Source organism: Dyadobacter sp. CY347, from assembly GCF_021502655.1.
In the GTDB taxonomy this organism is placed as follows: Bacteria; Bacteroidota; Bacteroidia; order Cytophagales; family Spirosomataceae; genus Dyadobacter.
On sequence record NZ_JAKFFT010000002.1, the window covers coordinates 250,104 to 262,837 of the forward strand.

Annotated in this window: 12 protein-coding genes; 1 reads left to right on the top strand and 11 read right to left on the bottom strand. The window is 45.4% G+C overall.

Annotated elements, in window-relative coordinates; genetic code table 11:
• Nucleotides 1-36: 36 nt before the first annotated feature.
• The 10 genes from L0659_RS01810 to L0659_RS01855 all read right to left on the bottom strand — a co-directional run bounded on the left by L0659_RS01810 (nt 37) and on the right by L0659_RS01855 (nt 9,384).
• Nucleotides 37-1,401, bottom strand: a complete 1,365-nt coding sequence (locus L0659_RS01810; RefSeq protein WP_235123844.1) for an alkaline phosphatase family protein — start codon at nt 1,399-1,401, stop codon at nt 37-39.
• A complete protein-coding gene (eboE, locus tag L0659_RS01815; protein WP_235123846.1) occupies nt 1,394-2,596 on the bottom strand; it encodes a metabolite traffic protein EboE in 1,203 nt (400 codons plus the stop codon). The genes L0659_RS01810 and eboE overlap by 8 nt, the downstream gene beginning before the upstream one ends.
• Nucleotides 2,593-3,756: a 3-dehydroquinate synthase gene (locus L0659_RS01820; RefSeq protein ID WP_235123848.1), complete on the bottom strand. Its 1,164-nt coding sequence runs from the start codon at nt 3,754-3,756 to the stop codon at nt 2,593-2,595. The genes eboE and L0659_RS01820 overlap by 4 nt, the downstream gene beginning before the upstream one ends.
• 40 nt (nt 3,757-3,796) lie before the next feature.
• A complete protein-coding gene (gene eboC, locus L0659_RS01825; RefSeq protein ID WP_235123850.1) occupies nt 3,797-4,666 on the bottom strand; it encodes a UbiA-like protein EboC in 870 nt (289 codons plus the stop codon).
• 1 nt (nt 4,667) lies between these two features.
• Nucleotides 4,668-5,696: a TatD family hydrolase gene (locus L0659_RS01830; protein ID WP_235123851.1), complete on the bottom strand. Its 1,029-nt coding sequence runs from the start codon at nt 5,694-5,696 to the stop codon at nt 4,668-4,670.
• A gap of 11 nt (nt 5,697-5,707) precedes the next feature.
• Nucleotides 5,708-6,556 carry an EboA domain-containing protein gene (locus L0659_RS01835; RefSeq protein ID WP_235123852.1) on the bottom strand — a complete coding sequence of 283 codons (849 nt, stop codon included), beginning with the start codon at nt 6,554-6,556 and terminating at the stop codon, nt 5,708-5,710.
• A 208-nt stretch (nt 6,557-6,764) separates the two neighbouring features.
• The gene (locus L0659_RS01840) at nt 6,765-7,394 is read right to left on the bottom strand and encodes an MgtC/SapB family protein (protein WP_235123853.1); all 630 of its coding nucleotides are present in this window, start codon (nt 7,392-7,394) and stop codon (nt 6,765-6,767) included.
• An 81-nt stretch (nt 7,395-7,475) separates the two neighbouring features.
• Complete coding sequence (locus tag L0659_RS01845; protein ID WP_235123854.1) at nt 7,476-7,811, bottom strand: type II toxin-antitoxin system RelE/ParE family toxin; 336 nt, start codon at nt 7,809-7,811, stop codon at nt 7,476-7,478.
• On the bottom strand, nt 7,801-8,037 hold the full coding sequence (locus L0659_RS01850; RefSeq protein ID WP_235123855.1) for a hypothetical protein: 237 nt from the start codon (nt 8,035-8,037) through the stop codon (nt 7,801-7,803). The genes L0659_RS01845 and L0659_RS01850 overlap by 11 nt, the downstream gene beginning before the upstream one ends.
• Nucleotides 8,038-8,094: 57 nt before the next feature.
• A complete protein-coding gene (locus L0659_RS01855; RefSeq protein ID WP_235123856.1) occupies nt 8,095-9,384 on the bottom strand; it encodes an aminopeptidase P family protein in 1,290 nt (429 codons plus the stop codon).
• Between the two features lie 132 nt (nt 9,385-9,516).
• Between L0659_RS01855 and L0659_RS01860 the strand changes: the two genes are divergently transcribed.
• Entirely contained in the window at nt 9,517-11,043 is a 1,527-nt protein-coding gene (locus L0659_RS01860) for a S8 family serine peptidase (protein ID WP_235123858.1), read from the top strand.
• 2 nt (nt 11,044-11,045) lie between these two features.
• On the opposite strand, the gene L0659_RS01865 is transcribed toward L0659_RS01860, so the two are convergent.
• On the bottom strand, nt 11,046-12,641 hold the full coding sequence (locus tag L0659_RS01865) for a Na+/H+ antiporter (RefSeq protein ID WP_235123860.1): 1,596 nt from the start codon (nt 12,639-12,641) through the stop codon (nt 11,046-11,048).
• Between the last annotated feature and the right edge of the window lie 93 nt (nt 12,642-12,734).

A 12,734-nucleotide genomic window follows, 5' to 3' on the forward strand; every position in this document is an offset into this window, starting at 1 on the left:
ACGTCATGAGCCCTCATTTGTTTTCAGCAATGCGTTTTAAGTCAGATGTTTCCAGATCACATCATAAACGTCCACAGCTTCAATCTCGGATTTTTCCAAGGCAGAATCCGTAACCAGGATCGGGTAGTATTCTTTGGGAACATTAATGCTTCCGTGGGAGCCTTTTACCAATGTTGCATCCAGCGGAATAACATCCATTAAATATCTGAAACCCATTAATTTACGGGCCAACTTATAGCCGGCACGAAGCTTAATGAGCGGGTTTTTGGGATCCATGAACATTTCCACAGGATCATAACCAGGCTTGCGGTGAATGTCTACCAAATGCGCGTAATCCGGCGCTTTTGCGTCGTCAAGCCAGTAATAGTAGGTAAACCAGCTGTCTGGCTTGGCCATCACCACCAGATCGCCGGAGCGTTCGTGGTCTATGTGATATGCTTTTTGTTGTTCTTTATCTAAAATTAAATCAATGCCCGGTATTTTTTTCAATGCAATGATGACCTGATCCTTAGCCGATTCGTCATTTAAATAAACATGCGCTATCTGGTGATCGGCGGTTGCGAATGCTTTTGAAATCCCTGCATCGAGCAGTTCATACCAACGCTCAGTCCGCACGGAAATCAGCCCTTCATTTCTTAAAATCCGGTTGATATGGATTGGATTGCTTACCGGATTAATTCCGTATTCCGAAAGCAAAATAATCTTAGCATTACGAGCCTCGTAAAACTGGATCAACTCTGCAACGACATCATCTATTTCTTTCAGTTCATTGCTGATCTTGGAAAAATCCGGCCCGGATTTTTGCAAACAATAGTCCAGATGCGGAAGGTAAATCAGCGTTAATGTTGGATTATGCTTCTTTTCAACCCACATCGACGAATCTGCAATCCATTTTGTAGACTTAATGTTCGCATTAGGCCCCCAAAAATTAAAGAGCGGGAATTGACCCAGATCTTTTTGCAATTCGTCACGCATTTCGGGCGGATAGGCATAACAATCGGGTGCTTTTACGCCATCGGCATGATATTGCGGACGCGGAGTTACTGAGAAATCGGCGGTTGAGTACATATTATACCACCAAAACATCTTCGCACAGGTGAAATTCGGATCCAGCTTTTTGGCCGCATCCCAGATTTTTTCACCCTTAACCAGCTTATTGGACTGTTTCCAGAATTTAATTTCCGAATCCTCGCGGTCATACCAGCCATTGCCAACAATTCCGTTTTCAGCAGGCCATTTTCCGGTAATGTAAGTGCTTTGAGACGTCGTAGTTACAGCAGGAAGAACAGGCTTAATAGGGGTTAAATGTCTGTCTTTTAAATATTTGGCAAGAAATGGAGTATGTTCACCGATCAGGTTTGCACTTAAACCTACGATGTCAATAACGACTGTTTTATTCATAACTGAGTATTTTCTTCACCCATTCAATTTCACGGACGATCGAATCGCCGATGGGCTTCTGCATGTCTTCGGGCAAAACGCCCCAGGTGTAAGTTTCCACTTCCAAAAACGAAGAAAATGGCTTTTCCCGGTGAATAGCAATTGTTTTGATAATGTCGCCCTGTGTAGAGTCCAGCACGCCATAAGAGTTTATAAATAGCGGGACGTGGAAATGTACGCGCCATTCTTTCTGTTTATCGTTCCAATTCGTCAATGCTTCCCGCAAATCCGGATAATGTGTTTTGGTTTCATCCGCATTCAAAGCCACAACCTGATGCAGGTAAACAGGCTCGTCGAATGTCTCAATCGCTTTCAGCTTAATCTCTCGCTCATTCGAGAAATTAACTTTCAGCGCAGAGCTAACCTGGATCCGGCCCACCTGGATGCCCACCTCGTCCAGCGAAGCCAGGATTTCTTCCGGATTTTCGTAGCCGACAGCCGCATGACAAATGTCGTAGCAAAGCTGAATGTGCTTTAAAATCGTTGCTTTTGCTTCGTCTGTCGTAACATTATATTTCTCTGATAAATAAGCGGTTCCTCTTGGCAAAAGTACATCGCGATACCATTTTACAAAATCAACTGCATTATCCAGAATGCCGTCCGGCTCAGGCTCAATGTCGAGGTGAAGGAGCTTTCCTGTTTCTTTTTCAATTTTGATCAACTCGTCCAGCAATTGCAAAACATGATCTGTCGCCTGCTCGGTCGCATTGATTGTTTCCTCCATCGTCGTCCACCACAAGCGATATGACAGCGGTGGCGTAGAAACGCCTCCATGCATTCCTTCGGGAAGCAATTCTGAGAGAATGTTGAAAAGCCGGATTGTATAGTTTAAACGGTCTGTCGTGGTCCAGTCGGGCGTATGCACATTGTCTTTCACAACCGTGTTATGGAAGCCGCCGTAAGGAAAGCCATTGATCACAAAAACGTAAACGTCCTGCTCTTGCAGCCAGTTTTTAAATTCCTGCAAAACCTCCGGCTTACTGAGTTCAACAGACGCTTCATTCGCAACGCGCAGGCCAAGGCCGAATGGTTGCCCGGGTGCAAGTTGCTGCCTGATATATGGGATGTTATCCCGAAGCGACTGGAAATGATCGGCCCATTTTTCGCCGGGATGAATATTGCTGCAATAAGTTAAATGTCCGTAAGGCGTGATCATAATGCATGAATGATTTTTGTTCCTTCCAGATAATCAACAGATTGTGCGATAATGTCTGCATCCAGTTCGTGCACTTCCACGCCTTTTCCTATTTTTTCCAAAAGCATAATGGTCAGCCTTCCGCCTAAATGTTCACGGAACTCGTCGATACCATTACGAAGGTTAATTTTATCGTTTTCAGACAGTTTTGGATGGAAAAGGTCAAAGCCTAATTTGCCCAAAACATCTAGAATACGGTTCAATTCTGTTTCAGATAGCTGCCCGATTTTCATCGCATAAACACAATCCAGCGCAATGCCAATCGCCACTGCTTCGCCGTGACGGACCTGGAAACCGGTCAGAAATTCAAGCTTATGCGCAGCCCAGTGACCGAAATCCAATGGTCTTGAAGAACCAAATTCAAAAGGATCACCGCCTGCGATATGGTCTGTATGCATTTCGGCGCAGCGGTGAATGAGGTAAGCCATAGCTTCTTCATCGCGATTTGCCAATGCAGTTGCATGCTCTTCGATCCATTCAAAAAATGAAGCATCTTTAATCAATGCCACTTTGATCGCTTCCGAAACGCCGCCACGCCAATCGCGGTCGTCCAATGTTCTCAATAATGTAAGATCATTAAACACGGCAACCGGAGGCGCAAATGTGCCTAGGAAGTTTTTCTTTCCACGAAAGTTAATGCTGTTTTTGACACCAACGCCCGAGTCGTTTTGAGATAAAACGGTTGTCGGAATACGGATCAATTTAATGCCCCTATGCGAAACCGCAGCTGCATAACCCACTAAGTCCAGCACCGCGCCGCCGCCTATGCCTATGATAAACGAATGTCTGTCAATGCCATAAGTATCAACGGCTTCGACGAGACTATCAAAAAGCGCCGGGTCATTTTTGCAAGCTTCACCACCGGGAACAATGATAATTTCCGGGGCAAGCTGGATATGGGAAACAGAAGCAGCAAAATAGGACTGAATCTGGTTTGATAAATCTGAATGATGCTGCGCAAACCCTTCATCCACAATCACCAAAGCCTTACGCTGAAAGCCCTGCTCGGTATATTCGTTGAAAAAATCTTGTAGTAAAGGGTTTTTTGTATCAAATAAATTTTCGGTAAAGAATACGGCATAATTGTATTCTACCTTGAAACGCTGTTGTATGGTTTGCATTGAAATCGACATTGAACACGCAAAAAAGTAATTTTTAACACTAAGTTACCGCAAAAACCTTTGCCAAAAGCATCGATAAGGGCAATAACGCCAAAACCAGCAACGCCAGCGGCCATAACCCAAAAGCCACGCACCACGAAGCATTCATCACAATCAAAGAAATAACCCCGGCCTTCACCGCCTTACCAATCAACGGCCCGACCGGATTCTGCATTGCATTCCATAACGGCCTGAATATGAGCCAGGCATGCAACAAAACGAATGGCAATGTATAAAGCAGGTTTCCATGCTCATTAGCCAGCTTTATTTGCGAAAAAAGCACGATCAGATACAAAAGCGCCGCAATGTATAATGTAGTTTTCTTGCCTCCATGCACCTCGTCCTGGCTGATCAATGTGATTGCTCCGATGTACATGATAGGAAAAATGGCCATCCACGACCATTGCTGCAAAGCTTCCGGCAGCACGCTCATGCCGAGGATAAGGTTTCCGCCGCGGCACATGCCCATGGTTATGGGTCCGAGAACACGGCTATGCTTTGCAAAACGATTGTACAGAACCGTCAGCATGGCAACGATTATTGCTATAATTCCGCTCAAAGCGCTGAACATCGTTGCGGCCAGAATGCCTAGAAATAACAGCGTAATGCCCAACATTGTCGCGGATCTTAATGGCACTTTACCGCTTGGGATCGGGCGTTCGGGACGTTCAATGGCGTCGAGCCTGGCGTCGAAAACATCATTCATCACCACGCCGCCGCCATATAAGCCTAATGTTGCAATGAGCAGTAGCGCCGGGTTGTAATCCGAAAAAGTAAATTGTACAATGGCCATTCCCGCAAAAATATCGGTGAATGCGGTGACCACATTGGCAGGACGGGTTAGCTGCAGATAGGGTTTTAAACTGCTCACTTTAATTAATTACTAATGAATCTTTCGCAGGCGAAGGTTGCTGTCCGCCTCTCAAAATGCTGTTTCCATGAAACTTCTCCGAATGGTCAATGGCATAACCCGACTCAAAATCTGTGACATCAATCTGTCCGCTCTTGCTAAATGCATCAATCGCATTCTGATAAGTTACCAACCTGATCGTTTCATCCGAAATGCCACGCATCTTCATCAGTGCAGCTGTTTTAGGAATGGCAAGCGGATCGGAAATCCCCCAGTCAGCCGCAGAATTGACCATAATGCGTTCAGGTCCATATTGTTCCACTACTTTAACCATGCGCTCATTGCCCATTTTGGTAAAAGGATAAATCGTAAAAGCAGCCCAGAAACCTTTGTCCAAAACACTTTTAACCGTTTCTTCATTATTATGGTCCACAATGACCCAGGAAGGATCAATTCCGTGTTCCAGTGCAATGGCCATGCTGCGTTCCGTTCCTTTTTTCTTGTCACGGTGAGGCGTATGGATCTGCACCGGAAGCTTCGCTGACTTGGCCAGTTCTAGTTGCAAACGATAATATTTTTCTTCCGCAGGAGTCTGGTCATCAAAACCAATTTCTCCCACACCAACAACGCCTTCTTTGTAAATATATAAAGGTAGAATTTCCATAACCTGTTCAGCAAGAGGCTCATTATTCGCTTCACGGGAGTTGAGTCCCATGGTGCAATAATGTTTAATGCCAAATTGCGAAGAACGGAATCTTTCCCAGCCAACGAGACTGCTGTAATAATCCTTGAAACTGGAAAGCCCCGTGCGAGGCTGCCCAACCCAGAAAGCAGGTTCGATCAAAGCCACAATGCCAGCCTGATGCATCGCCTGGTAATCGTCCGTTGTCCGGGAAACCATGTGGATATGCGGGTCAAAAAAGCGCATCCCTTTGATCAGATCCTTGTAATCGTTCCAGGCAACGTCGCGGTGCGCAGGCGCTGCGATTGTTTCTTCGCTGTCTTCAAAATGCGAAGGGTTAGGGGATATATCGTTATTGTTAAGGCACATAGGTTCAGGTGTCAGTGTTCAAGATCGGCCCAGGTTAATGTCCCGGACTTAACCGATTTTTCAAGATCAATGTATTTAGCCAAAAGATAATTGGCCGGAGCAAGCGATGAATCATTGCAAGCCAAAGCGGCTGCTTTTTGGTCATCAACGTTCTCAGAATCAAATAAATGCTGCATATCAGCAAGCAAAGTCGGGTTCATGAATTTGCCCGCCAGCCGCCACACCTGGGCCGGAACGCTGCGTCCGGCAGCCCATCGTTCATGCGCGAAATCAGAAAGCGTTATCGCCAATTTTTCGTTTGCACGATTGTCCAGACCTTCGATAAAATTGATAGGCTTATCATTAAAAATGGTTTTCAAAACCAGCTGATTCCAGGCCAGTTCGCTGAAATGTTTCTCGGGGTAAGGATTATGCAATGCAATGGCGTCAAACACAAAACCCATATTGGAGCGAACCGCGTCCGTCGCCCTGAAAAGCCATTGATCCGGATAAGAAAGCACGGGTAAGGCAGAATAAAGCGCCACCAGTTCATTCATTTCGGCCGTATCGAAGAGCGTTTCAATGTTCTTGACATAGTCCTCTTTGTCCGAAGGATCGAGTTGGGTCAGCAGCCATACGCGGGCAAGCCTCACAAGCGACCAGCCTTCAACCGAGAATCCGGGGATTTCGGCATTCAGCGTAAATTGCTGGTCTGGATTAACTGAGATAATTTTTTTGGAAAGAAACCTCGGAGCAGCGACAAATGCGGTCATCAAATCCATTGGACTGGACGCAGCTCTGTCTTGTAACCATTCAGCCTCAGGTCCGGAGGTGTTGAGGATGATTATATCCCAAAGATTCTGTTTTATAATATCGGACATAACGAAGCAATAAAATTCTGATTTACGCAGGTTGCGGCTTTGTAAATCATTCTTGAATGTGGGTTATATTAATGATAAAGTTTTTTTTAACTATAAAGTTTCCCTCCGCCATGTTATAACGCTTTCCTGCTTTGAAAAGACGCATTTGAAGGGTGTTAACATTCGTTTTTAATCAAAATCTAATGTTCAGTTTCTAATCCGCAACGGATCAGAAATCGAATTCTACAATCCCCTGATCGTTTAGCAAATGGTGCGTCAGCTTATCGTGTTTCTTTTCGGCGCCCTGCAATGTCCAGCTTCCCGTAATCTGTCCGCCGGAACGACTTTGCGCGCCTTGCAGAATTTTCAGGTCATGCTCTTTAAACAGTTCCTCATACATTTTCAACGTCTTTTTCTCATAAGGGCATACGAGTCTGTAATTCCGGATCTGGCTTTTCTTGCGAATAAATTTCTGGATAGGGGACAGGATCACCAGGGACAGTCCTGAAATAATGAATGTTGCAATGGTAACCCCGTAAAAACCAGCACCAATGCCCATTCCCACCGCCGCAGTCACCCACACAATAGCAGCCGTAGTAATACCCACAACCCGGTTATTTTCCCGGAAAATGATCCCCGCACCAATGAAGCCGATTCCGGTCAGAATATTCGCGGCAATCCTTCCTGCATCGGCACTGATCTTAATGGAAAGGATCGTAAATAATGTCGAACCCACTGCAATCAGAATCATCGTCCGCAATCCCGCCGACTTGCTCCGATATTCCCGTTCCGTACCAATCACGGCCCCCAGCAAAAATGAAGCTAACAACTTATAAATGTCTTCGGGCAAAAACTCCATTTTCTAAAACCAAAGGTTGTTAAATAACCAAAAGCCGGAAAGACGCTAAATCTCCCGGCTTTTGTTGAATGCGATATGATGTTACTGATTCCTGGCAACAGTATTCAGCAAATCTTCCAGCTCCTTTGCACTGATATTTTCTTTCTCGGCCTTGTCGTAAATGCTAAGGAGCACAACTTGTTCTTGTAAGGTGAAAACACAGGTTATTACCCGCGCGCCGCCACTTTTACCTCGACCTTTGCTTTTTATCGCTAAGCGAATTTTAAAACAATCTTTTCCAATCGATGTGCCCTGTACAGGATTATCCGCGATACTTTTTACCAAATTGGTGGTTTCCTGTGCTAACGAAGCGTATTTCTTAACAAGTCTTTTCAGGTCTTTTTCAAACTCTTTCGAAGCAATAATTTTATAGCTCATTCAAGATGTCTTCAATAGGACGAGTTTGTAATGTTCCTGCCTTCAAAGCAATGTAATCTCTCTTCAAGTTTTCAAGAATTTGGGCTTTGGTCGGTTCATCTTCATCCAAGTCGTCTTCTTGAATAACTGTAACAAGTTTTTCACGTTCCGGCCTCGGCAATTGCCTTACCAGATCCACGAGCTGCTGAAACGACAACGGAATGTTAAAATTGATCGTGCTTTCCATTTGATTTCAATTTGATCTGTACAAATTTACAAAAAGAATGACTCAAAAGCATTCAACTCACCGATTCATCAACTCCTCAATCTCCTCCGCCTCAATCGGAATATGCGCCATTAAATCGAGGTTGCCGTTTTCGGTAATCAGAATGTCATTTTCCAGGCGGATGCCCAGTCCTTCTTCTCGGATATAGATGCCCGGTTCACAGGTAAACACCATTCCCGGCTCGAAACGGCGGTATTTGTTGCCTACATCGTGGATGTCAAGGCCCAGGAAATGCGAGGTTCCGTGCGGGAAATATTTTTTGTAAGCAGGCGTATCAGGGTCTTGTTTGGCGATGTCATCCTTTGTAATCAGGCCCAACCCGATCAGCTCGCTTTCCATGATTTTTCCGACTTCCAGGTGATACTCGTCCCAGATATTCCCGGGAACCAACATTCCCTTTGCCGCTTTGAAAACCCTTAAAACCGCATCATACACATCACGCTGTCTTTTCGTAAAACGACCATTCACAGGAATGCTCCGGGTCAGGTCTGCTCCATAATTGGCATATTCTGCCGCAACATCCAGCAAAAGCACGTCGCCATCTTTGCAAGGCTGGTCGTTTTGAATGTAATGCAGGACGCACGCGTTGGCGCCGGATGCAATAATGGGCTGGTAAGAAAATCCTTTGGAACGGTTGCGGACAAATTCATGCAGCAGCTCGGCTTCAATCTCAAATTCCTGAACACCCGGTTTTACAAATGTCAGAAGTCGTTCGAAACCAAGCTTGGTAATGTCGCAGGCTTTTTGAAGTAATTCAATTTCCCTTGGCTGCTTTATTGCCCGGAGCTGGTGCATCAGCGGCGCAAGTCTGGCCAATGTATGGATGGGATATTTTTCCCTGAACTCATTTACGAAGCGCGTTTCGCGGGTCTGCACCTGCGAATCGTTTCTGGTGTGTTCATTTGTATTTAAATAAACCTGATCTGCTTCGAAAACAATGTTGCGGACAACCGTTTCATACTGGTGTGTCCAGTAAATGGTTTTGATCCCCGTAACTTCCCTGGCTTGTTCTTTGGTCAGTTTTTCACCTTCCCAGATGGCGATTGTTTCACTGGTTTCCCTTAAAAAAAGAATCTCCCTGAGTTTTTCATCGGGATGTTCGGGCGAGAGAACGAGGATGGTTTCTTCCTGATCCACGCCGGTTAAGTAAAACAAATCTGTATTCTGCTTGAAACCCATGGAGCCGTCTGCATTGGTTGGCATAACGTCGTTGGAATTCAATATAACCAATGACTTTGGCTTCAATAATTGGGTAAGTCGGCGGCGGTTTTCTATAAAAAGCTCCTTGCCGATCGGGGCGTAGCGCATAGGGGTTTAATTTTGTAACTGGTAATTTAATTTGTAAAATTACGTTTATCTTGTTCAAAAGTAGAGCGGTAAATTTGCAAAAATCCGTCGCTATTTTGACTGACTGATATAAGCTAACTAATGATCATATTCATGAAAAGATTGTTCTTGCTTGCGTTTGTTTTTGCTCCTTTCATTTTGTCGGCAAGCCCGAAATACTGGATTTACCTCAAAAATAAGGATCTGAGCGCAACGCCCGCTATATCCGCACTAACCGTTGAAAACCGCATTAAACTGGGAATAGCCGCATCTGATGAGCTCGATCTGCCTGTTAAGAGCGACTACGAACGTGCATTAAAAGAACAATCTGTCAACATTATCAACCGTTCCAAATGGTTGAATGCTGTTTCTGCGATCATGACGAGCGAGCAGGCAATGAAGGTGCGCGAACTGGATTTCGTACAGGAAGTCGTCCCTATCGATCCCGGATTTTACATTGCCCGCACCCAAGCCATCGAGAAAGCACAAATGGCACCGGTTATGTCCCAGGTTCAGGCCAATGCATTTACCAAAGCAAACATTTCAGCCAAAGATGTAACAATAGGCGTGATCGACGCAGGATTTTACGGTGCCGATTCTTCGCTTTCCCTCACACAGATTTTTTCCAACAAAAGAATATTAGGCATCCGCGACTATGTAAAACCAGGCCGCGCCGGAGAATTGCTTTTCAGCACGGCTGAGTCATTTTCCGACATGCACGGAACGGAGGTTTTAGCCGCCATCGCCGGCATTGATTTTCAGGATGAGATTCAATATGGTATGGCCACGAATGCAAAGTTTTATCTGGCAAGAACAGACTATTCGTTGCGGGAATACAGGGGCGAAGAAGATAACTGGATCGCTGCGATGGAGTGGATGGATAGCCTCGGCGTACGTTTGATCAACACATCATTGGGTTATGCCAAAGGATTTTCTGACCCCAAAGAAAACTATGTTCCTTCACAGATGGACGGCAAAACTTCTGCTATTTCAAAAGCTGCACAAATTGCCTCAGACAGAAAAGGCATTATGCTGATCGTTTCGGCAGGAAATGAAGGCGATGATAAAAGCTGGGAAATTGTTTCGGCCCCGGCTGATGCAAAAGGTGTTCTGGCTGTGGGTGCAACCAATGGAAAGCTTTGGAACAGAATCGGTTATAGCAGTGTAGGGCCTGAGTTTTTGTCATATGTAAAACCCAACGTCTCCTGCTTCTCATTATACGGAACTTCACTATCGGCGCCGGTTATCACCGGTTTTGCGGCCTGTCTTTTACAGGCAAATCCCAAATTGACCAATAAAGAATTGATCAGCCTGATCGAGAAATCAGCGCATTTGTATCCTTATGGAAATAATTTTGTGGGATACGGCGTCCCGCTGGCTTCGAGGGCGCTGGCACTTGCAAAAGCGCCCTATCTGCCTGATAATGCGAAACTGATCAATGCAAAAGGACGCAGCATTGACGTTGATGTCACCAGCGAAGATCAAATGGTCGCCATTTACAGAAAGAAAACGGATAAGGACGTGATCGCACAGCAGGTTGCCAAAGTTCAGAATGGCAAGATTGCATTAAAACGCCAGAACGGCGAGCGTTTCACGACCATTGACCTAAAAAATTACGTAATCGAAGTGGCTTGGGATTAATGTCAGCCTGAGTTTCTCAGCCTTGCTTCTTCCAGGTCCAATTCCCTTTCTTTTGTCCGTATCAATTCGTCGGAACACACTTTGTCCCGGCGAATTTTTCTTATTTCCTCGCGCTTAATGCCCACAATTTCCACAAGCATTTTGCGGTAAGCCCTTGCAAAACCGATCGTTGCATTGTTGTCAATGTCCAGATAACGCGTATCGGCCAGCTCAATGATCTTTTCATAACGGTCTTTCAAAAGTCGGAAAGGTTCAAATTGCGAGATTTCCCCTTCATAATTGGATTGCATATATTCCAGGCTTACCGTCGCCAGACGCGCGTTGATGATCGCTTTTTGTTCGGTCATGTTCTCGCCGGGATCTTCAATTTTGAGCAGGCGGATCAGCCACGGAAGACTTAATCCCTGCAAAACCAGCGTAAACAGGATCACTACAAATGTGATAAACAGGATCAGGTCCCGGTGCGGATAAGGCTTTCCGTCGAGGGTAAGCGGGATCGCCAGTGCGGATGCAAGCGAAACGACGCCGCGCATGCCGCTCCAAGCCACAATGAATGTCGTCCGCCAGTTAGGCCTCGCTTCCTTCTCCCGGACTTTTTTTGATAACAAATGAGGCAGATATGTTCCCGGGTAAACCCATATAATGCGGATAATAATGGTAACAATGCTGATAATGACCGCATAGGAAACCACTTCGAACAATGTGTACGATTGAAGCCCCGTCATCACTTCCGGTAATTGCAGGCCGATAAGGATAAAAACAATGCCATTCAGCAGGAAAATAACCGTTTCCCATACATAAGTGCTCTGCATGCGCGACTGATAAGCAAAAACTTCGTGCGCCCGGAAGCTCAGAAACAGCCCGCCACTCACCACGGCCAGCACGCCGGAATATTCAAAATGCTCGGCTGCGATGTACATCATATAAGGTGTGATGAATGTAAGCGCGGTGTCAATGCTCGGCGTGGTAGGAAAATATTTGTGTACAAAATAAAGGATATGAGCAATGACCAGCCCAACCAGGACGCCCATTCCGGCTACGACAAAAAAGTTGACTTCTGCCTTCCAAAGCACAAACTGGCCCGTTGCAATAGTCGCAAGAGCAAAGCGGAAAACGATCAGCGAGGAAGCATCATTAACAAGACTTTCCCCTTCCAGAATGGTAACCACGCGTTTCGGAACTTTTAGCCCTTGTAAAACCGACGTTGCTGCCACCGCATCCGGAGGAGAAATGACGCCGCCAAGCAAGAAGCCCATTGCCAAGGTAAATCCAGGGATAATCGCAGTTGAAAGATAAGCAACAGCAGTAGCCGTAAAAACCACCAGCCCGATCGAAAGCAGGCCAATGGGCCGTCTTGATTCCCAGAAATCTTTCCAGGAAGTATTCCATGCTGCGGAGTATAAAAGTGGGGGTAAAAAGATCAGAAAAACCCAGTCCGGTTCCAGCTCCATATGTGGCATTCCGGGAATAAAACTGATCAGTAAGCCTGCGATTACCAGAAAGATAGGATAAGAAACTCCAATTTTTTCGCTCAGCATGGTGAGCATTGAAACGATAAAAAGGAGGGAAATGATTAAAAGTAAATTATCGTGAATCATAGAGGGATGAGAAGTTTCGGAATATAAATGTATACAAAAATCAAAACCGGCGTTATAAGATTTTGTGTGTTAACGAGCACGCAAAATGATTTT